This is a genomic window from Pedobacter sp. UYP30 (assembly GCF_040547165.1).
In the GTDB taxonomy this organism is placed as follows: domain Bacteria; phylum Bacteroidota; class Bacteroidia; order Sphingobacteriales; family Sphingobacteriaceae; genus Pedobacter.
Genome location: NZ_JBEPPD010000016.1, coordinates 38,531 through 59,361, shown reverse-complemented (window position 1 = coordinate 59,361; position 20,831 = coordinate 38,531). Strand labels below are relative to the sequence as shown.

16 protein-coding genes and 2 tRNA genes are annotated in these 20,831 nt (G+C 38.5%); 11 read left to right on the top strand and 7 right to left on the bottom strand.

Going from position 1 to position 20,831, the window contains the following annotated elements:
- The first annotated feature begins 232 nt into the window (after positions 1-232).
- The 4 genes from ABIB40_RS15925 (at position 233) to feoB (ending at position 8,336) form a co-directional block, all read left to right on the top strand.
- Complete coding sequence (locus ABIB40_RS15925) at positions 233-2,992, top strand: TonB-dependent receptor (protein WP_354360379.1); 2,760 nt, start codon at positions 233-235, stop codon at positions 2,990-2,992.
- Between the two features lie 206 nt (positions 2,993-3,198).
- Entirely contained in the window at positions 3,199-5,913 is a 2,715-nt protein-coding gene (locus ABIB40_RS15920) for a TonB-dependent receptor domain-containing protein (RefSeq protein ID WP_354360378.1), read from the top strand.
- A gap of 86 nt (positions 5,914-5,999) precedes the next feature.
- A complete protein-coding gene (locus ABIB40_RS15915) occupies positions 6,000-6,215 on the top strand; it encodes a FeoA family protein (RefSeq protein ID WP_354360377.1) in 216 nt (71 codons plus the stop codon).
- Positions 6,216-6,227: 12 nt separating this feature from the next.
- A complete protein-coding gene (gene feoB / locus ABIB40_RS15910; protein ID WP_354360376.1) occupies positions 6,228-8,336 on the top strand; it encodes a ferrous iron transport protein B in 2,109 nt (702 codons plus the stop codon).
- 131 nt (positions 8,337-8,467) lie between these two features.
- Here feoB and ABIB40_RS15905 read toward each other — a convergent pair whose 3' ends face one another.
- Complete coding sequence (locus ABIB40_RS15905; protein ID WP_354360375.1) at positions 8,468-8,944, bottom strand: Lrp/AsnC ligand binding domain-containing protein; 477 nt, start codon at positions 8,942-8,944, stop codon at positions 8,468-8,470.
- A gap of 350 nt (positions 8,945-9,294) precedes the next feature.
- On the opposite strand from ABIB40_RS15905, the gene ABIB40_RS15900 reads away from it, so the two are divergent.
- Positions 9,295-9,439: transfer RNA gene (locus ABIB40_RS15900), tRNA-Asp, on the top strand.
- Between the two features lie 296 nt (positions 9,440-9,735).
- Positions 9,736-9,975 (top strand): serine hydrolase, encoded by a 240-nt coding sequence (locus ABIB40_RS15895; protein ID WP_354360374.1) that lies wholly within the window; start codon positions 9,736-9,738, stop codon positions 9,973-9,975.
- A gap of 247 nt (positions 9,976-10,222) precedes the next feature.
- Here ABIB40_RS15895 and frr read toward each other — a convergent pair whose 3' ends face one another.
- The 3 genes from frr to nagA form a co-directional block, all read right to left on the bottom strand.
- Positions 10,223-10,786 (bottom strand): ribosome recycling factor, encoded by a 564-nt coding sequence (frr, locus tag ABIB40_RS15890; protein WP_354360373.1) that lies wholly within the window; start codon positions 10,784-10,786, stop codon positions 10,223-10,225.
- A gap of 34 nt (positions 10,787-10,820) precedes the next feature.
- On the bottom strand, positions 10,821-11,525 hold the full coding sequence (pyrH, locus tag ABIB40_RS15885) for a UMP kinase (protein WP_354360372.1): 705 nt from the start codon (positions 11,523-11,525) through the stop codon (positions 10,821-10,823).
- 64 nt (positions 11,526-11,589) lie between these two features.
- Entirely contained in the window at positions 11,590-12,699 is a 1,110-nt protein-coding gene (gene nagA, locus ABIB40_RS15880; protein ID WP_354360371.1) for an N-acetylglucosamine-6-phosphate deacetylase, read from the bottom strand.
- A 263-nt stretch (positions 12,700-12,962) separates the two neighbouring features.
- Here nagA and prfA point away from each other — a divergent pair, with 263 nt between their 5' ends.
- A complete protein-coding gene (gene prfA, locus ABIB40_RS15875; RefSeq protein ID WP_354360370.1) occupies positions 12,963-14,036 on the top strand; it encodes a peptide chain release factor 1 in 1,074 nt (357 codons plus the stop codon).
- Between the two features lie 77 nt (positions 14,037-14,113).
- A tRNA-Asp gene (locus tag ABIB40_RS15870) sits at positions 14,114-14,187 on the top strand.
- A 358-nt stretch (positions 14,188-14,545) separates the two neighbouring features.
- Here the strand turns inward: ABIB40_RS15870 and ABIB40_RS15865 are convergent.
- Complete coding sequence (locus tag ABIB40_RS15865) at positions 14,546-15,130, bottom strand: DUF4142 domain-containing protein (protein ID WP_354360369.1); 585 nt, start codon at positions 15,128-15,130, stop codon at positions 14,546-14,548.
- Positions 15,131-15,334: 204 nt separating this feature from the next.
- On the opposite strand from ABIB40_RS15865, the gene ABIB40_RS15860 reads away from it, so the two are divergent.
- The 3 genes from ABIB40_RS15860 (at position 15,335) to ABIB40_RS15850 (ending at position 16,981) form a co-directional block, all read left to right on the top strand.
- Positions 15,335-15,775 (top strand): hypothetical protein, encoded by a 441-nt coding sequence (locus ABIB40_RS15860; RefSeq protein ID WP_354360368.1) that lies wholly within the window; start codon positions 15,335-15,337, stop codon positions 15,773-15,775.
- Positions 15,776-15,922: 147 nt separating this feature from the next.
- Positions 15,923-16,678, top strand: coding sequence for a hypothetical protein (locus ABIB40_RS15855; RefSeq protein WP_354360367.1), 756 nt, complete (start codon positions 15,923-15,925; stop codon positions 16,676-16,678).
- Between the two features lie 123 nt (positions 16,679-16,801).
- Positions 16,802-16,981, top strand: a complete 180-nt coding sequence (locus ABIB40_RS15850; RefSeq protein WP_354360366.1) for a hypothetical protein — start codon at positions 16,802-16,804, stop codon at positions 16,979-16,981.
- Between the two features lie 25 nt (positions 16,982-17,006).
- Here the strand turns inward: ABIB40_RS15850 and ABIB40_RS15845 are convergent, their stop codons facing one another.
- Positions 17,007-18,119, bottom strand: coding sequence for a transporter substrate-binding domain-containing protein (locus tag ABIB40_RS15845; RefSeq protein WP_354360365.1), 1,113 nt, complete (start codon positions 18,117-18,119; stop codon positions 17,007-17,009).
- Positions 18,120-18,840: 721 nt separating this feature from the next.
- The gene (locus tag ABIB40_RS15840; protein WP_354360364.1) at positions 18,841-20,751 is read right to left on the bottom strand and encodes a YfbK domain-containing protein; all 1,911 of its coding nucleotides are present in this window, start codon (positions 20,749-20,751) and stop codon (positions 18,841-18,843) included.
- Between the last annotated feature and the right edge of the window lie 80 nt (positions 20,752-20,831).

The following is a 20,831-nucleotide window of genomic DNA, read 5'->3' as shown; positions in this document are numbered from 1 at the left end:
TAGTTTTGGGTTGCTTGCTTTTTACTACCCTAGTAAGTGGGTGTGGCATTTTTAAAAAAGGCTGCGGTTGCCCTACTGTATATCAAAAAACCTTTTCAGAGCCGCGCCACAACTAGTTTTCGAGTCTTTTTTTTTGTGTATTTAAATTGTTACCCTCATGGTGTTTTTTCTAATGAAACCTTTAGCACTTCTTGGAGTCTGAAAGGGTAATTTAAAAACACCATCTAAATTAATGAAATCACTACTTCGTGTAACAATAATGGTATTTGTGGTTGCGATATGCAGCCACACAGCCAACGCTCAAAATGCCCCTAGCGTTAGTGGCAAGGTGATTAACGCAAAAGATAAAACTCCTGTGGAGCTAGCCTCGGTAGCGATACGAAGTTTAAAGGACTCTAGCATTGTAGCTACGGGCCAGACAGATGCCAATGGTGTTTTTAAACTAAAAGCATTGCCTCCAGGCAAATACCGAATCTATACAGCTTATCTTGGTCTAAAGCCTTTAAACAAAGATTTCGAGCTTACAGACAAGCCTATAAATCTTGGCGATTTAGCCTTGTTAGATGATGGTTTAGATTTAAATACTGTTGATGTAACTGCCACCATACCAGTTGTGGTTAAGCAAGATACCATAGAATTTGATGCCAAATCTATAAAGACCAGAGAAAATGCAGTAGTAGAAGATGTGCTGAAAAAACTGCCAGGAGTAGAGGTTGCAAAAGATGGCAGCATTAAAGCACAAGGCGAGACCATTACAAAGGTAAAAGTAGACGGAAAGGAGTTTTTTGGGAGCGATCCACTTTTGGCCACTAAAAACTTGCCTGCAGATATGGTAGATAAGATTCAGATCATCGACGAACAATCTGAACAGGCAAAATTTTCTGGCGTGGATGACGGCGCAAGAAGTAAAATCTTAAACATTACCACTAAAAGTAGCATGAAGAAAGGCTACTTTGGCAACAGTAGCTTGGGTTATGGCACCAATGATAGGTACGATGGGAATATAAATGTTAACAAATTCGATAACGACCAACAAATTAGCTTTATCGGGCAATTTAACAACGTAAACAAACAAAATTTTGGTGGCGGCGGAGGCCGTGGAAACCGATTTGGTGGTGGCGGTGGAAGCGGAAGCGGCGGCATTACCACCACAAATGCAGCGGGCTTAAACTTTGGAGATACCTATAAAGATGGCACACAGATTCAGGGAAGCTACTTTTTTAACAAATCTTCTGCGCTGAACAACCAAAACAGCTTTACACAAAACCTATTGGGCAATACCATTACCACGGTTGCAAACAACTCTAACAACAACACCAATACAACCAATAATAGGTTTAATTTTATGGTGGATACCAAATTGGGCGAAACAGCATCGTTAAAAATCCAACCGAACATTAGCTACACAGAGAACGATGGCGTAAACCAAAGTACTTATGATAGAAACCTTTTGCAGGGCCACACAATAGGTTTACAGAATTACAATACAAAAGCAACCACTCCTAATGTTAGCAACAACTTATTGTTGCGCAAAAAGTTTAAGCGGCGTGGCAGAACAATTTCGTTAAACGTTAACACCTCTATTGGAGATAATGACAGTAAAAATAAAAATTATATTTTTGAAAACATAAGCACCCCAAAAAACGACACCACCAAACTTACAAACCAACTAAATAATTTAGGTAATAATTCTATAGGCAATACCTCTCGCCTAGTTTATACAGAGCCGATTTCTAAGACGCTTAGTATGGAATTTAACTACCAAAACGGTTTTAATAGAGACAACCAAGACAGGGCGGTTTTAAATTTTAATCCAGCAAGTGGCATGTACGATGTGGTTGATTCTGTATATAGCAATGTATATCAAAACAGAACACTTACCAATGCTGTTGGGTTTAGCTTAAGCAAAACGGAGCGAAAATATAATCTAAATATTGGCGTTGCAGGCCAACAGACCAATAGGATAAATAGCAATTTAACTACGGGGCTAATAAGAACGCAAAACTTTATAAACTTAACACCCAACGCTAATTTTCGATACAACTTTAGCAACTCTAAACGCTTGAGCATAAGATACAGAGGGAATACACAACAGCCGTCTATTAGCCAAATTCAACCCATTCCAGACAATACCAATACCCAAACCATATTTATCGGAAATCCAACCCTGAGGCCTTCGTTTAACAACAACCTTAATTTTAGGTACAACAATTTCGATTTTGCGCATTACCGCATTTTCTTTGCATATTTAGATTTAAACCAAACCTTTAATGCCATTGGCAATAATAACACCTTAATAACAGATGTTAACGACGCTAACTATGGTAAGATTGCGACAACTTATGTAAACGTGGGCGGCGTTTATTCGGGTAATGGAAATGTAACCTACGGCGTGCCATTGTTGCCCGATAAAAAATTAAACTTAAATATGTCGTTAAGTGGCCAGTACAATAGGAATACCAATTTTACAAATTCCATTAAGAACGTTACCAATGCATGGTCTCTTACCAACCGATATACCTTTGTTACCAATTTTGATAAATTTGATTTTACGGGAGGTATATCTGGCACAGTAAATCGTGCTGCTTATTCTGCACAACCAAAATCGAACACAACTTACTACACCGTTAATCCTAATTTTGAGACGAGTTATGTTTTTCCGGGCAACATCCGCCTTGCGGTAGACTTAGATTATATAAACAATAGTGGCCGCGGCGAAGGTTACAATACGCAGTACACCTTGGTAAACAGCTACGTGAGCAGGCAGTTTTTTAAGAATAAATTTACTTTTAAGGCTGCGGTAAACGATGCATTCAACCAAAATCAAGGCATAAGCCGTACTGCGACAAACAACACGATAGTAGATTTAAACTATAATGTACTTAAAAGGTATTATATGTTTTCGCTTACCTACTCTATAACAAGGATAGGAGGAAGAACCATCGGTGGGGATATGCAGCAAGGAGGAAGAGGCTCGAGAGGAAGGATGTAAACCCTAAAGTGTAATTTCAAATGGGCAGGATGAGATCAGTTTTCTTACTCAAAACGCCGTTATTCGGCTAATCATTATCAGTCCATTTTTCTTTAAACTACATCAGTACAAGGTCTAAATCGTTTTATGTATTGTTTTTGTTACTAGCTCAGAGCAAACCTTTTGCTAATTTCGAAGTCACTATCCAAACCGTTAAACTATTACTTGTGAGAAAATATTTTACGCTACTTGTTTTTCTTTTTTCGTTTTCTGCTGCATTTGCCCAAAAACTAACTAACGTAAGTGGTGTAGTATTAGATGCGAGTGATAAAAAACCTATAGGCTATGCTTCTCTCGCCGTAAAAGATTTAAAAGACTCTTCTGTGGTAGCAACAAGCAGTACAGGTGACGATGGGAAATTTAACTTCGCTGGCCTTAAACCAGGAAAATATACCATCTACATTGCTTTTTTGGGTTATGGGAGAATTACTAAAGATTTTATCTTGACTGCGGAAAAACCCGGAATTGCTTTCAACCCATTTATGTTAGAAAGCAGCAGCCTAGATCTTAATACTGTAGAAATTAAAGGCCAAGTTGCTCCCGTTGTTATTAAAAAAGATACCATAGAATTTAACGCAAGTTCTTTTAAAGTAATAGAAAACGCTGTTGCAGAAGATTTGTTAAAGAAACTACCAGGTGTAGAGGTTGATAAGGATGGCGGAATAAAGGCTCAGGGGGAAACCATTACAAAGGTTTATGTGGATGGCAAAGAGTTTTTTGGGAACGACCCGCTATTGGCTACAAAAAATCTTCCTGCAGATATGATAGCAAAAATACAGATAATAGATCAGGGGTCAGAACAATCTAAATTTACCGGGATAGATGATGGAAGTAGAACTAAAGTATTAAACATCACCATAAAAAAAGATAGGAAATATGGGTATTTTGGGCGTGCAGATATGGGTTATGGTACAAATAATAGATATGATGGCTCATTTAATGTAAACCAATTCGAAAACGAAAAGAAACTGAGTGTGCTTGGCCAGTTCAACAATGTAAATAAACAGAATTTTGGCGGAGGATTAAGAGGAGCGGGCATTACTAACACAAATGCCGGAGGGATACGGTTTGCAGATTCTTATGACGATAAAACTGAGTTTAACGCCAGTTACTTTGTAAACAAGTCTAATAAGGCGGAGCTTAGAAATAGCATTAGCACTAATTTTTTGGGCGATATAACTACGCTTTTTAAAAACGACGAGAATAATATCGCTGATAGAACAAACCACCGTTTCGATTTTATGGTAGATACTAAATTAGACAGTTTAACTTCTATTCGCATTCAGCCAAACATCAGTTTCACGGTAGATAATAACGACAATTTAAATACCTATAACAGGGATTATCAGGACTACACCATAAATGGCACGCAAAAATACAAGAGTCACAATACCTCGCCATCTATTAACAACAATATTTTATTGCGTAGAAATTTTGCAAAAAAAGGCCGCACTATTTCGTTGAGTTTTAACACTAACATAAACAACAACGACGGAAAAGTTTATAGCGATATTGAAGAGGTTAATACACGCGACAGTATAATTAAGTCTCGCTCTGATAACCAGTTTAACGATCAAACTGGAGAATCGCTTAATCAAGGCGAACGGGTAGTTTATACCGAACCTATTTCTAAAACGCTAAGTTTCGAGGCAAACTATCAGAACAATTATAACCACAACACTTCAAATAGATATACCTATGATTTTAATCCTGCAACTTTAAAATATGATTTGGTAGATACCACATACAGCAATGCTTACGAAAATACCATTTTAGGAAATGAGGGAGGGATAAGCATTAACTATAATGCAGAAAAAACCAATTGGAACTTTGGTCTGTCTGTAGAAAACACCAATAGAACAAATAACAATTTAACAAGAGGCTATATATTAAAGCAAAACGTAAATAATTACCGTCCTTCTGCAAGTTACAGGTATAGGTTTAGCGACAGCAAGCGTTTATACGTACGTTACCAAGGCAGAACAAACCAGCCAAGTATACAACAGTTGCAGCCCGTACTTGATAACACGAACACTCAAACTAAACCCATTGGTAATCCAAATTTAAAACCAGAGTATAGCAACTCTTTGCGAGCTTCGTATCGGGTTTTTACCCCAGGAAAAAATCGCTCTTGGTTTGTTAATTTAAATCTAAGCCAAACCTCTAACAATATTGCAAACAGCTCGGTTTTGCTGAAATCTGGCCCCGACCAAGGTAAAATTGCCATAACTCCAACAAATGTAAATGGTGTTTACTCTGGCAACCTATCTTCTGATCTAAGTTTGCCTTTTCTGCCAGATAACAAGCTGAATTTTAACATTAATCTTGGTTTAAATTATAATAGAGACGTAAATTTTACTAACGCTGCAAGAAACATCACCAACAATTACTCGTTGAGAAATGGCTATAGGCTTAGTTCCAATCTAGATAAATTAGACTTAAATGTTGCTATTTATGGAAATGTAGATCATGCCACTTATTCTGTTCAACCTAATTTTAATACTACTTTTTATCGATTGAGTCCGAATGCAAATATAAGCTACCTTTTCCCCGCCGACATTCGGTTTGCTGTAGATGCAGATTACACGTTATACACAGGTGGAGACGCTAGCGCTAACAGTGAGTATACCATCGTGAACAGTTATTTAAGCATTTTGGCTTTTAAAAAGAAGGGAACTTTTAAAGCATCTGTTAATGATTTGCTCAACCAAAATCAGGGTATTTCTCGCTCTGCAAATAACAATACGCGTAGAGAAACCACTTACAACGTATTAAAGCGCTACTTTATGTTCTCTTTTATTTACTCGCTAAATAAGTTTGGCGGCAAACAGGGCGGCGAAGATGGTGGCGGGAGACATGGTGGTGGTAGAAGAGGGTTTTAGTTAATGTGAGTGGTATCAATTTAATATATCCGTATTCTTATTTGGATTAAATCTAAAGAAAGGTTAACTTGCGCAAAATATTTCACATGAAACTGTCGCATTTAAAAATTGGAGAATCTGCAACCATAGTGGCTTTTACTGATTTAGATATGTCTATCAAACTTATGGAGATGGGCTGTTTGCCTGGAGAAGTAGTAGAAGTAGAACGCTTTGCGCCGCTTGGCGATCCTATGGCCATTCGCATAGCAGGTTATCAGCTTTGTTTGCGAAAATCAGAGGCAGATGTAGTCATCATTCAATAATTAGCACAGAGGTTGGGCAGTAGAATTGCATTGGTCGGAAATCCTAACACGGGTAAATCTACGCTGTTTAATCAGCTAACAGGATTAAACCAGAAAATAGGAAACTTTCCGGGGATAACTGTCGATAAAAAAACTGGCTCAAGCAAATTGCCCGATGGTAGTGTTGTAGAAGTGGTTGATCTTCCGGGTACGTACAGTTTATATCCAAAAAGCAACGACGAACGAATCGTTTTTCAGGTACTTGCAGATAAAACCAATTCCAGTCATCCAGATGTAGTGGTGTTGGTGGTAGATGCATCCAATCTTAAACGTAACATGCTGTTGTATTCGCAAGTTGCGGATTTGGGTATCCCCATGATATTGGCATTGAACATGACCGATTTATCAGACAAGCAGAACATTTACATTCACGTAAATAAACTCGCAGACAAGCTAGGCATTCAAGTCATTCCAATTTCTGCCAGAAGCAACACTGGGATAGAAAAGCTTAAAATCGCGATTGCGCATACCACTAAAATACCGACACAGCTGGCTGCGGTCGATATAGATTTTTTGGCGCCAGAGGCAATAGAGCATGCGAAAAAAATTATCGGTACAGACAACGATTACTATGCGCTTCAAGTACTTCATCAGCACCGATACCTAAATAATTTATCTGCCGAGCAGCAACAGAAACTTACAGCATTAGAGACCGAATACGACTTCGATTCTCCAAAAATACAAGCTGCTGAAACCATTGCTAGGTATAAGCGTTTCGGTAGTATTCTGGCCGACGTAATTATCGACAAAGGCAGGGCCTCTAAATTTACCCTAAGCGATAAAATTGATGGAGTTCTAACCCATAAAATATGGGGCTTTGCCATCTTCCTGTTTATCCTATTTCTTGTTTTCAACGGAATTTTTGCTTGGTCGGCTTACCCAATGGCATGGATAGAAACGTTTTTTGGTTGGATAACAGAGTATGGCCATCAGTTTTTACCCGCTGGTATGTTAACCAATTTAATATTGGATGGCGTGGTGGCCGGACTTGGTGGTATTTTTGTGTTCATCCCACAAATTGCCATCCTATTTGCATTCATCTCTATTTTAGAAGATACCGGTTATATGGCTCGGGTTACTTTTATGATGGATAAAGTGATGAGAAAAGTTGGGCTAAACGGTAAATCAATCGTGCCAATGATTGGGGGAATTGCCTGTGCGGTGCCCTCTATTATGGCCGCAAGGAATATAGAAAACTGGAAAGACCGAATGATTACCATTATGGTTACGCCATTAATTAGTTGCTCTGCCAGGCTTCCGGTTTATATTTTGCTCATTTCCCTAATCATTCCACAAAAAACCATTTGGGGCATCATCAGCTTGCAAGGCTTGGCGCTAATGATTATGTACCTCATCAGCTTTATTGCTGCTATTGCCGTTGCATGGGTTATGAAAGTAATAATCAAGGCAAAAGAACGCTCTTATTTTATCATGGAGCTGCCAGTCTACCGCATGCCAAGGTGGAAGAATGTGCTCTATAACATGGTCGAAAAGTCTAAAACTTTTGTGTTCGAGGCCGGAAAGGTAATTATTGCCATTTCCATCATTTTGTGGGTGTTGGCTTCATTTGGCCCAGGTAAACGTTTTGAAAAAATAGATCAAAAATACGAAGTCGTAGCCGCAAAGCAACCACAGCAAGCTGAGCATATAAAAACATTGGTCGCTACAGAAAAACTAGAAAATTCTTACGTTGGCATTTTAGGGCATTGGATAGAACCGGCCATTAGACCATTGGGTTACGATTGGAAAATAGGGATTGGCTTAATTACTTCTTTCGCTGCGCGCGAAGCATTTGTGGGTACAATGGCAACCATATATAGTGTAGATGGCGGCGCAGATGATAATTCGACGATTAGAAGTAAAATGGCCGCTTCTGTAAACTACGAAACAGGTTTGCCAGTTTATTCTTTTGCTACAGGCATTTCGTTAATGCTTTTTTATGCTTTCGCCCTACAATGCATGAGCACCGTTGCGGTTGTCTATAGAGAGACAAAAGGCTGGAAATGGCCAGTTATTCAACTTATTTATATGACAGCGATGGCCTATATAGCTGCGTTAATTGCTTATCAGTTTTTAAAATAGTTTTTTTTTAGAAGAGCTAGTGCAGGGCAAGAAACAACGTTCGTTCCCGCTTTCCGTTTTATTCCCGATAAAAATCGGGAGATGCCACTTCAATCGGGTCTAAAAACTTGCTGTTCTGCAAGAAAAAAAACCTACCCCAGCTCAATCTGTCTCTTAATGCTTTCTTCTAAAGAAATAAGCGTTTCGGTTCGTTGTATGCCTTTAACAGCTTGTATTTCTTCGTTCAACACGTGCCGCAAATGTGCGGTATCCCTACAAATAATTTTGGCGAACATGCTGTAAGATCCTGTGGTGTAGTGCAACTCTACCACCTCTTTTATCTTACTCAGTTGAGTAACCGCATCTTTATATAAAATTCCCTTTTCTAAATAAATTCCCAAGAAAGCGCAAATGTCATAGCCTGCTTTTTGTGGGTCTATAATTAAATGAGAACCCTTTATAATGCCCATCTCTTGCAGCTTCTTCATTCTAACGTGAATTGTTCCGCCAGATACAATCAGCTCTTTTGCAATTTCAGTATACGGCTTGGTTGCATCGTGCATTAATTGTTTCAGTATATCAATGTCGAGGTTATCAATCTCTAAATTGTAATTGTCCTTTTTTAGCATTTGTTTTCATATTTTTATACAAATATACAAATTAATATAAATATTATAATAATATTTTTATTTACTTATAATATTTGCAAACTATTGGAACTTCTCTTACATTTGTAGTAAGCAACTAATAAACCAGGATAGTTCTTTTAAAGTTATACAACAATGTAGGGTGGTGAAACAGGCAGACACACCTCCTTGTCTCGGTGGCGGAGAATATGGAAAATACGGATTTATCTGTGCTAACCACTCCTTGGAGGTTCGATTCCTTCCCCTACAGCTTTTTGAGTTATACGTTGTACGTTATAAGTGGTTTTAAACTTAGTACGTAGAACTTACAACGTAAAACTCAACTACAACAATGTTGGGTGGTGAAATTGGCAGACACGCCTCCTTGTCTCGGTGGTGGGGAATTATGGGATAAACGCAGCTTATTGGGTTGACCACAAATTAATTTTTTGAACTGTAGCTAACTACCCCTTGAAGGTTCGACTCCTTCCCCAACAGCATTTTTATGAATAATAAGTTAGTTTAAAAACGAGTAACCTGGATGGGTTGCTCTTTTTTTTTGCGCAAATAATGTAAAGTTCAAATTTTTCGGGTAAACAGAAAGTCATAGGTTATTTCTATATTATTGTGAATTAGACTGACAATGCATATTTCCATTGGCAGATGCGGAATTGTTTTAGCGCTTTTATTTAAGCTAACGCCCAGTTCTGCTCAGGTAAGGCACAATCTCGATTCTCTTGTTAGAAAAATAGCTGCAAACCGGTCTTTTAATTGATGTATTCTTGTTGCAGAAAATGGAAAACCAATTTACGAAAACGCCTTCAGATATGCAGATTTCGCAAAGAAAATGCCTTTTAAACGACAGCAGCATATTTGAGTTGGCTTCTGTATCAAAGCAATTTACTGCAATGGCTATTATGCAGTTGCATCAAGCCGAAAAACTGAAATATGAAGACGATATTCGGAAATACTTATACAACATTCCTTTATCACTGGCCAAATTAAAGCGCAGATTTATCCGGAATCTGAATTAGAATTTTTTTATACAATAGTTGAAGCAGAACTTAGATTCGAAAAAAATAAGGCAGGTAAGGTAAGAAGCTTAACTTTTCTCCAAAACGGTCAAAAACTTAAGGCAATAGACTTGGAAGTAGCGATGCATTAGAGCCAACCTGACCTTGGCAATTCTTTACAGAACCGAGTTAGGAAAGTTTACAGCTAAAAAACAAAAAAAGGCTGCTCTTTGTGAAAGGCAACCTCTTTTATACAATCTCTATCAATTTAAACCGTCATAACATCTTTTTCTTTCGCTTCTGAGTGCTTATCTACTTTTAAGATATAGGCATCGGTAAGTTTTTGTACTTCAGCTTCGCCGGTTTTTATTTCATCATCTGATACGCTATCTTCTTTCAGCTTTTTAATATGTTCGTTTGCTTCTTTGCGTAAATTTCTAATGGTAATTTTGCCTTGTTCCGCCTCCTCTTTTACCTTCTTAACCAAATCTCTTCTACGCTCCTCGGTAAGTGGTGGAACCATCAACCTAATAATTACACCATCATTTTGTGGGTTAATCCCGATATTAGCTTCTTGAATGGCTTTCTCAATTGGTGTCAACATGTTTTTCTCCCAAGGCTGAACGATAATGGTTCTAGCATCTGGAGTGTTAACACTTGCCACCTGTGCTAATGGTGTAGAAGAACCGTAGTAATCTACAAAAATCCCATCAAGCATCCCAACAGATGCTTTTCCTGCACGTATCTTAGTTAATTCTCCTTCGCAATGCACTATTGCCTTATCCATTAAGTCCTGTGTATCGTCCAGTTGAAGTTTTATCAGTTCGTTCATTTCTGCGTGTTTTTACAAAATTATAATCTTTTCTTTAGCTAACAACCGTTCCTATGTGTTCGCCATTGGCTATTTTCATAAAATTTCCGTGCTTGTTCATGTCAAATACGATGATGGGTAGTTGGTTTTCTTCGCAAAGCGTAATGGCAGTCATGTCCATTACGTTCAATCCTTTCGAATAAACTTCTTTAAAGGAAATGTGCTCGTATTTTTTTGCCGAGGGATCTTTTTCTGGGTCAGCAGTATAGATTCCGTCCACCCTTGTTCCTTTAAGTACAGCATCTGCCTTAATTTCTATCGCACGGAGTGCTGCTGCAGAATCTGTGGTAAAATACGGATTTCCGGTACCGGCGCCAAAAATAACGACCCGTCCTTTTTCCAAATGCCGTACTGCTCTTCTGCGAATAAAAGGTTCGCAAATCTGCTCCATCTTAATCGCCGTAAGCAAACGGGTTTTAATTCCCTGTTTTTCCAACGCATCTTGTAAGGCCATAGAGTTAATAACGGTTGCCAGCATGCCCATATAATCAGCTTGGGCACGGTCCATTCCACTCTTCTCGGCGCTTAAACCTCTAAATATGTTGCCGCCACCAATAACAATGGCAATTTCCAAGCCCTTATCGTGCACTGCTTTAATGTCTTGGGCATACTGCTTAACCCTCTCATTGTCAATGCCGTATTGCTTATCGCCCATCAGCGATTCTCCACTAAGTTTAAGTAATATGCGTTTGTAATTCATGATTTCAAAAATATCAACAATTTTTTAATACCTAGCTATGGTTGTGCAGAATTGCTATAATTATTTAAACTTGTACGGCCTCTCCCTTAAAAAGAACTGTTTTTAGGTTAAGTTCTTCATCAATGGAGATTAGATTTGCCTGGTGGCCTGTTGCTATCGAGCCAATTAAATGCTCCATGCCCAATAGCTTTGCGGGATATTGGGAAGCCATTTTGAGCGCCTCGTTCAACTCTATATCACAATAGTTAACACAGTTTTTTACCGCCTCTAACATGGTTAAAGAAGAGCCAGATAACGTTCCATTCGGCATGACATATTTATTGCCTTTTGCAATATGTTGGTATGGGCTAATGTTACATGCGGTTACCGCATCTGTAATTAGAAACAAGCGTTCTTTCATTATTTTTTTCGCAAATTTCACTACCTCAAAATCTACGTGTTGGCCATCTGCAATTATACTTGCCATTGCTGTGGGATGACTGAAGACCGCAGTAGGGATGCCAGGATTGCGATGATGTATTGGGCTCATAGCATTAAAAAGATGAGTAGTTGTTTGTACGCCTTTTTTATAGGCTGCGTTTGCTTCCTCGAAAGTCGCATCGCTATGCCCCAAGGAAACGGTCACGCCGTTATCTAAGAGGTATTTGATAACTTCTTCGTCTTGCAGCTCGGCGGCAATCGTCATCATTTTAATTACTCCGTCTCCCAAATTTAGCAGTTGTTTTATTTCATCTAAAGTTGCTTTGCGGATGTATTCTTGCACGTGCGCTCCGGCGCGTTTACGATTTAAAAACGGTCCTTCTAAATGCAAACCTAAAAAGTTTCTGGCCTTCGGGCGGAAAGCTTTAGCGGTTTCTATACACTTATGAAAAACTTCTGAGGTATTTGTGGGTATGCATGCTAAAAAACCAGTAGTTCCCTCGCTAAGCAGTTGGTTTTCTATTACTTCCAAAGACTCGGTGGTAGGCTCAGCAGAAAATAATTTTCCCGCTGTGCCATAAATTTGGAGGTCTACAAAACCCGGCACGAGTAATTCTTTACTTGTCTCTATTTGGCCGACATGCTTTGGAAAATGGCCGTTGATCTCGGAAATAATGCCATTATTGAGAAATAATGTTTTTGCATTTACCAGTTGATCGTTTTCAAAAAAATTTACGTTTGAAATTTGCTGCATTGGCTGTTAAAATACGAAAGATTTAACTCAAATGTAGTTTTTTTTAGACTAAATGCGGCAAAAGTGTTTTGCCATGCCCCAATTTCCTACCCTAAATCACTAAAGGGGCTTTTAGCTCCAAGTACATAAGATAATACCTTTCAATTTCGCTTTTCCCGGGCGGTATAGCTTAAAATAAAATGCCATCTTTTTTGTTTAATTTTGTAGCACTCAGATGGATTGAAGTGATGTAAAAAACAACCGTCTTGGCATTTAAAATTGTTATGTTAGAAAAATTAGAAGCGATAAAGCAGCGTTGGGAAGATGTAGAAGAGCAGTTGAGCAACCCAGATGTGGTGCAGGATATGAAGCGTTTTGCAGGTTTGAACAAAGAGTATAAAGATCTTGGCAAAATTGTAGACGAATACAAAATCTATAAAAACGTAGTTAGCAATATAGAAGCCAATAAGGAAATTTTGAGTGGTGAAAAGGACAATGAACTGCGTGAGATGGCGAAAGGGGAATTAGACATGCTGATTGCTCAGCAAGAAGAAATGGAAAGTGCGATTAGGCTGATGCTGATTCCGAAAGACCCAGAAGATGCCAAAAATGCGGTTTTCGAAATTAGAGGTGGAACTGGAGGTGATGAAGCTGCGCTTTTTGCTGGAGACCTTTACCGCATGTATACTCGTTTTTTCGAGACTAAGGGTTGGCATGTAGAAACTGTCGACGTAACTGAAGGTACGGCTGGCGGTTACAAAGAGGTTATTTTAAAAGTAAGTGGAGATGATGTGTATGGTCAGTTGAAGTACGAAAGTGGCGTGCATCGTGTGCAACGTGTTCCCGATACTGAAACGCAAGGGCGCGTACATACCTCAGCAGCTTCAGTTGCGGTATTGCCAGAGGCTGAGGAAATAGATGTCTACATAAACCCTGCAGATATTGAGTTGCAGACCTCGCGTTCGGGTGGTGCAGGCGGACAAAATGTAAACAAGGTAGAAACTAAGGTGCAGCTTACACATAAGCCATCAGGGCTTGTAGTGGTTTGTCAGCAAGAGCGATCGCAGTTAGGCAATAGAGAAATAGCGATGGATATGCTTCGCAGTAAGTTGTACGATATAGAATTGCAGAAGAAAAACGGTGATATTGCGGCACGACGTAAAACAATGGTTTCTACCGGAGATAGGTCTGCCAAGATTAGAACGTACAATTATCCGCAAGGGCGAGTAACTGAACACCGTATTGGATTAACCTTATATAGCCTTACTCATATTATGGATGGCGATATACAAGGTGTGATTGATGCATTGCAGTTTGCAGAGAACGCAGAGAAGATGCAAGAAGGTGCTGTAAATTAGGTTGTTGTAATTATTTTCAAATTATTTGTTATAAAATGAAATAAAGCTCCTATATTTGCACTCCCGCAAGGGGAAACGGAGTGGTAGTTCAGCTGGTTAGAATGCCTGCCTGTCACGCAGGAGGTCGCGGGTTCGAGTCCCGTCCATTCCGCTTAATCATTACAAAAACATTAAAAACCCCTCAAATGATATCATTTGAGGGGTTTTTCTTTTTAGAGGCATACCGAATTATTCATATTATCGAATAAAAGATGCGAGTAATTCGGGAGTCATTTCAAATTTGCTTAGCAACCCCTAAAATTAACTTATAATCATTTGATAAATAATAGGATCAGTAATCAAACATCTCGGTTTCGAGTGACAAATTAAACAAATTTGTTTTACTTCAATTAGCCAAATGTTATGAGAACGTCAGGGTCTTTGTTTTTCGCACTGATGCCAAAAAATTCATCAATTAGGTTCTTCTAAGCCAACACCTCTAAGCGACTATAGAGGTTTAGATGGAAACCTTATTTCATTGATTTATCAATGGCATTTATTTTATCTAAATGCATTTGTACAATAGGCGCAGTTTTAGCGGCAAAAGCCTTTAACTCTGCGTCGTTGCCATCTTTTGCCTCATCTTGTAATAATGTTAAAGTAGATTTATGGCCGTCTACCATGGTATTTACATAATCCTTGTCGAAATCCTTACCCGTTTTGCCATTTAATTCATCATATTTTTTTTGATGATTTGCATCCATAGCAGTTGGTAATGTAATATTCTTTGCCTTTGCAATCGCCATCAACTCATCGTTTGCTTTTCCATGATCTGTAACCATCATGGTAGCAAAATCTTTAACAGATTGATTTGTGCTTTTTTCTAAGGCCAACTTAGCAATTTGCACTTCTGCCATACCACCTGCCGCAGCTTTAGTGGCAAAATCGGCGTCAGCTTTGTCTACCGCAATACCGCCGGTATTCATTGCGTTCGTAGTGGTGTCCTTAGTCTTGTTCAGACTATCGGCAGTTTCTTTTGAATCTTTGTTTGAATTGCAGGCTTGGAATGCAAATACCGATAACGCTATCGCAGCTCCGTAAATTAATTTTTTCATGATTTATTTTTTTGTTTTGTCTAAACAACACATGGTTTTTAAGAATGTTTTTGTTTATTAACGTTCTCAAATGGTGGTTAATCTTGTTGGAGAAAAAGACAAGTTTAAAAAAAGTGCTTATCTTTAATGAAAGTTATATGGTTTTTTTCTAAAACGATAAGTTTTATGTCGCCCAACACGTATAATTTTAAGGCCTAGCGTAACATGAATTTAAAACCAAGCCAATTGTTTTTGTTTTCGACAGTATTGTCTGTTGCACTTGCATTGTTGCTTAGAAATTATTCAATGGATGTGTATCTACATAACGCTTTTTATGTTGTGAGCGGTTCAATAGTTTTTATGGCTATTGCTTCGTTCGTAGGTATAACAGCATTGCTTTATTTAGGCGTTACGTTTTTGTTCAGTCCGGTAAATAACAAAATTGGTTTTTGGCATTTTGGCTTTACGATAGTAGGCATCCTTCTTTTACTTGGTCACCCACTTATTTTTAATAGTTCGATACGAACCTATTCCTTACACCCACATAGTTTTAATTGGGCAGGAATGATGTTGTTGGGTGGTGGGTTTTTTCTATGCTTCGGATTTCTAATTTTTATTTATGGAATTTTTAGTTCAATGAGGAAACCGGATATGGCAAGTCGATAGATAAGTTCCTTTGCGGAAGCTGTGCCGTTTAATTTGGATAAGGATAATAACTGAGACTTTTAATATGGTCTTCGTTTGTGGCAAAGATTATTTTTTGATACTTTGTCCCTTTCAACGCCATCAATCCTTTACCTAGCCTGCAAAAAAATGAAACCAATACTCTCACTGTTTTCTTTACTGGCAATTTTTCTTTTTTCCTGCAACAATCAGAAATCAAAAATTACCGAATCGCAGAATTCTTCTGTGGTTATTGAGGCTAAGCAGTCTAAAAATTTAAGTTCGAATAGTAAAAAGGATACTGTATACGTAAATTATGGCGACAATAAAGTTATTTTAGATTTGCTTCCTCTGCTTCCAGACGCCGCTTTTCGCGATTTTAAATGGACCAAAAATGAGCGGCAACAATTGGTGGAGGATGTTAAAAAGAACGGCTATTATATTGATAGAGATTCGTTTCATTTGAATCTTATCTATGCTCAACCAAATACGATAGGTTATTCTGTGATAGATGGGTTTTGGGAAATGACAATTTATAAGTGTGCAGATAATTCTTATCTGGTTATTGCGAATACAATTACTGGAGATGACAACTCTTTAAATGTTTTCAATTATAGAAATGGAGTGTTAAAATCAGCTGAAAATCAGACAGCTATTTTCGGAGACTTTAGAAAGGAATTGATGATTCCCGGAGCGAAAGACTGTGCTGCTCGGCTAAAAGAACTGCGAGGCCCAATATTCGATTATAATTTTAGAAATTTAAATCAAGTAGAAATAGAAAGCGCTTTATATCTCACAAAAGAAAAGTATCAGAACTGTTTAAAAGGAAATACGCTTGTGTATCAATTTATCCCGACAGAGAAAAAGTTTAAGTTAAAAAAAGTCTATTGGAAAGAGAAAAAATGAGGGTAGAAATTTATTTTTAACCGTGTCTTTGAGAAATTAAACGAGTATATTTGACTCATAAAAAATTAGCTCAACATACCCTATCAGCTATCACCTAATCCTTATCACCCAACACTTTTTTTTATGGACTGGACATTCGATAATTTTCCCGCAGAAATGGCAGCTTTAGACCCTCAGGTTAGGGAAAAGGCGATTGAGATTTTAAACAATCCAAAAGAACAATTTGAAAACGTCGATGGATCAGAATTGACCAAACTGGCCATTAAGGAAGCGCAAGAGTGGTTTCTGAACATGGAAGGATAATCTTTTTTCGGTCAAAGCCCTCAAATTATTCTTCCTTTCCTAACCAATAAGTTATAATTCTGTTGATTTTCTTGTGCTCGGTAAGCTCTAATAGCTCCACATTTACATGATGTGTAATCTCTGTATTCATGGGGAAAGCAAATCCATAACCTTGTTTATAATATTCGGCTTTAGATAGATTTAGTTTTTTGTCTTTGTTGTTTTTAAGAAAATACATTAGCTGTGGTCTATCGTAAACCACCGCATTAACCTCTTTATTCTTAAGTTTTGCAATGGCATCCGCTAAGTTCTCCACCGGAGCTACTTTTGCCGAATTTTCCTTTAGAAATTCTTCAGCAGGAGAGCCAGCAATGGTTGCAGCTGTTTTGCCAGAGAGTTGCTCTGCACTGGTAATGGTGTTGTTGCCAAAGCCAGATAAAGTTAGCGTACTTGCTATACCAGCAACCATAGAGGTTGCAAAGATTATGGAGATGACCATCCAACTGCCCGCTATAATTCTGCCCCAAAACGTAATAGGCGCTTTATCGCCATAGCCAGTGGTAGACATGGTTACAATGGCTAGCCACATCCCATTTGCAATGCCGCTGCTTGGCTTTGTTGGAAACTGTTCTGGCGATGCTTTTCGCTCTGCAAGCCAGAGAATGGTGCCAACCAAACCTAAAATAACTAAAAATACACCAACAGCAATAACCAGTTTAAAACTAAAAAAGGGTTCAATCCGTTCCCAAAAGCTTGGTTTATCTGTGCGAGAAACAATGGCAAGACTAGATTGATAAAATGGCTGTGAAAACTTTAAATGAGTAACCCTATCGGCGGTAATGCTTATTGGCCCAACGGCCAAGTCTATTTTTCCACTATCTAAGGCGGCTAAAGATTGGTTAACCGTGTTAAAAGGAACGTATTTAAATTTCCAGCCAGCTTTGCTTGCAATTCCTTCCCATATTTCTACGGCAATACCAGCAAATTCTCCACCTTTCTCTTTTATTACAAATGGAGCGTTTCCAGCAACGCCCACTTTTAAAGAATCTCTTCCAAAGGGTAAAGTTGTCTTTTGTGCATGCGCCGAAGTGGCGAAGAAAGAAACCGCGGTACTAAAAAAAAGAAATAGGAAAAGTTTTTTAAACGTTTTAATCGCCATGTTGTGTTTTGTTTTTTTGCTAAAGGCAATTATAATAACAAAAAATTGTTGAACATCCAAAAGTTGGGGGTTAGTTATGATTGACGCAGATTCACCCCGCACAAGCGCTTTGTTGTGCTCAATACTTAATATAAAGAAATCATTGTGCTGAGTTTAAAAAATTTCATGTAAACGAATTGAAATAAGGTTTTGGTTTGAATGTATTTACGAGTTCGCCAAATGCTTGGTTTAGCGAACTTTTTTCAAGAAAAAGTGTAACTCCCATCCCCATTGCAGACCTTAAAAAAAGTCTATGGAACAAAATGATTGCCCTTCGACAGGCTCAGGATGAAAGCATTTTATTAGTTTTTTTTTAAGGTAATGACATTGCCCCAACCTCTCCTTGAAATAAGGCGAGTTGGATATACGATTCTATCGTGTCTCAAATCTCACATTCCGCGCCACCAAGTCTTTGTTGTCTGCTCCTTACTCCTTGTTCCAACCAAAGTTAATACCAACTGCCCGGCGTACCTAAACCCGATTTAGCGGATGCCCGCTTTTTTGCGGCAGTAGCGAGAGCGGGGCTTGCTCAAATTAATAGCTAGAAAACCTTCGTTTCCAAAACATTTTAAGCAAGCCCATTTTTTTCAATTTTAGTTCTATTTTCAAAGATGCAGTTAACATCTCTCGCCGCCCTGTCTTTGTTCCTTGCTTCTTATTTTTTACTCTCTAACTTTATATTTTAGTCCTCTCCGTTCATGATAAGCCTGTCTTTTAAGCTGAGGTTACTGCTTTTTGTCAATAGCTTAGCAGACTTTACCAAGCTTACAAATTCTGATCTGTATCCTTCTTTATCAGTACCTTTTGCGCTTTCTGCAAGAGAAACGGCATGATCGAAAGAGGCGTTTTGCCTAAACTTAGATTGGCGCAACACCATCCCAAATTCTGCAACGGCGGTAGCGAACCTAAAATTATCGCTAGTAGCAGTAAAACTCAGCGGATTGTCGAGAACCGCTTTGCTTAACAGCCTGCTTTTGTCGCCATCTGGATCTTTATATCTTAATTTTACAGTTAACAGCTCTCCGTTATCGACCGTATTGGTTTTGCTTGGTTTTTGATATTTCAAAGCATCTACGCTTCTGCTAAAAGAATCATTTATGCCTACCGGGATGATTTCGTATAATGCTGTAACAGTATGGCCAGAGCCTAATTCGCCTGCATCTTTTTTATCGTCGTTAAAATCTTCTTTGTTGAGCAGGCGATTTTCGTAACCAATCAATCGATAGGCACTTACCCTTGCCGGATTAAATTCCACCTGCAACTTCACATCTTTTGCAATCGTGAACAGTGTGCCGCCAAATTGGCTTATCAATGTTTTGCGCGCTTCATTTATATTGTCTATGTAGGCGTAATTTCCGTTGCCTTTATCGGCGAGGATTTCCATTTTACTATCCTTATAATTGCCCATTCCAAAACCCAGCACCGTTAAGAAAATGCCTGTTTTTCTCTTGGTTTCAATCAGGCTTTCCATATCGCCATCGCTACTTGCACCAACGTTAAAATCTCCATCGGTGGCAAGAATTACCCTGTTGTTTCCTCCCTTTACAAAATTTTCTGTCGCCACTTTATAGGCAAGTTCTATGCCTTCGCCGCCTGCGGTAGAGCCGCCCGCAACAAGTTTGTCTAAGGCATCTTTTATAATGGTTTTTTTGTCTCCGCTGGTTGCGGGAAGCACCAAGCCAGAATTACCCGCGTAAACCACAATGGCCACTTTATCTTTCGCCCGCAACTGATCTGTAAGTAATTTGAAAGAAGAAACAAGTAGAGGTAACTTGTTTTGCGCATACATAGACCCAGAAACATCGATTAAGAAAACGAGGTTGCTGGCGGGCAGATTATCCGTAGAAATCGTTTTTCCCTGCAAACCGATTTGCACCAATTTGTGTGCGGTATTCCAAGGGGCATTGGCCGTTTCTGTAACGATGTTTACAGGAACGTTATTTTTGGGCTGTTGATAATGATAATCGAAATAATTAATCATCTCCTCGATGCGAACGGCATCTGGCGGAGGCAAGGTTCCGTTGTTGATAAACCTGCGCATATTGGTGTACGATGCGGCATCTACATCTATAGAAAATGTAGAAAGTGGATCGTTCTGGGCGCTATGAAAACCATTTTCTGCGATGGATGAATAACTCTCTGTGTTTTCTTGACTCGCTATACTAATTCCTGCTACCTTATTCCTCAAAATACTAGGCGGTGATGACGATACTGTCATATCCGCTTGAGCCATATATGCCGTTGAATTCCGCTTCTGCATTGGTTTAGCATTTCCCACGATCACTACTTCAGACAACGCCTGATTATTTGGCTTCATTACTGCGTTTATAGTATTCTGCTTTATAGCCATCTTTTTTACGAGAAAACCTATGTAGTAGAAGTTAAGATTTTTATCTTTTTCTGATACTGAGATGGAATATTTTCCAGATGCATCTGAAATCGTTTTCGCCCTACTTACATCAGAAACTACAGAAACGCCAGGCAATGCGTGGCCTTGCTCATCGGTTACTATACCTGTTATTTTCTTTTGATTAATGGCTTTAAAGCCGAACAAAACTATTGCGGCAAATGCAAATATTAAAAGCTTTTTCATAATTAGTTTTTTTAGAATGATGCAGGTTTTAAAAGATTTCCACAGATAAGCCAAAAAAAAATTTTATACTTGAGTAAAAA

Excerpts from the sequence above, each read along its gene's own strand:
- ABIB40_RS15925 (WP_354360379.1), top strand. The coding sequence starts at position 233 with ATGAAATCACTACTTCGTGTAACAATAATGGTATTTGTGGTTGCGATA.
- ABIB40_RS15915 (WP_354360377.1), top strand. The coding sequence starts at position 6,000 with ATGAAACTGTCGCATTTAAAAATTGGAGAATCTGCAACCATAGTGGCT.
- ABIB40_RS15905 (WP_354360375.1), bottom strand. The coding sequence starts at position 8,944 with ATGCTAAAAAAGGACAATTACAATTTAGAGATTGATAACCTCGACATT.
- ABIB40_RS15895 (WP_354360374.1), top strand. The coding sequence starts at position 9,736 with ATGGAAAACCAATTTACGAAAACGCCTTCAGATATGCAGATTTCGCAA.
- frr (WP_354360373.1), bottom strand. The coding sequence starts at position 10,786 with ATGAACGAACTGATAAAACTTCAACTGGACGATACACAGGACTTAATG.
- pyrH (WP_354360372.1), bottom strand. The coding sequence starts at position 11,525 with ATGAATTACAAACGCATATTACTTAAACTTAGTGGAGAATCGCTGATG.
- nagA (WP_354360371.1), bottom strand. The coding sequence starts at position 12,699 with ATGCAGCAAATTTCAAACGTAAATTTTTTTGAAAACGATCAACTGGTA.
- prfA (WP_354360370.1), top strand. The coding sequence starts at position 12,963 with ATGTTAGAAAAATTAGAAGCGATAAAGCAGCGTTGGGAAGATGTAGAA.
- ABIB40_RS15865 (WP_354360369.1), bottom strand. The coding sequence starts at position 15,130 with ATGAAAAAATTAATTTACGGAGCTGCGATAGCGTTATCGGTATTTGCA.
- ABIB40_RS15860 (WP_354360368.1), top strand. The coding sequence starts at position 15,335 with ATGAATTTAAAACCAAGCCAATTGTTTTTGTTTTCGACAGTATTGTCT.
- ABIB40_RS15855 (WP_354360367.1), top strand. The coding sequence starts at position 15,923 with ATGAAACCAATACTCTCACTGTTTTCTTTACTGGCAATTTTTCTTTTT.
- ABIB40_RS15850 (WP_354360366.1), top strand. The coding sequence starts at position 16,802 with ATGGACTGGACATTCGATAATTTTCCCGCAGAAATGGCAGCTTTAGAC.
- ABIB40_RS15845 (WP_354360365.1), bottom strand. The coding sequence starts at position 18,119 with ATGGCGATTAAAACGTTTAAAAAACTTTTCCTATTTCTTTTTTTTAGT.
- ABIB40_RS15840 (WP_354360364.1), bottom strand. The coding sequence starts at position 20,751 with ATGAAAAAGCTTTTAATATTTGCATTTGCCGCAATAGTTTTGTTCGGC.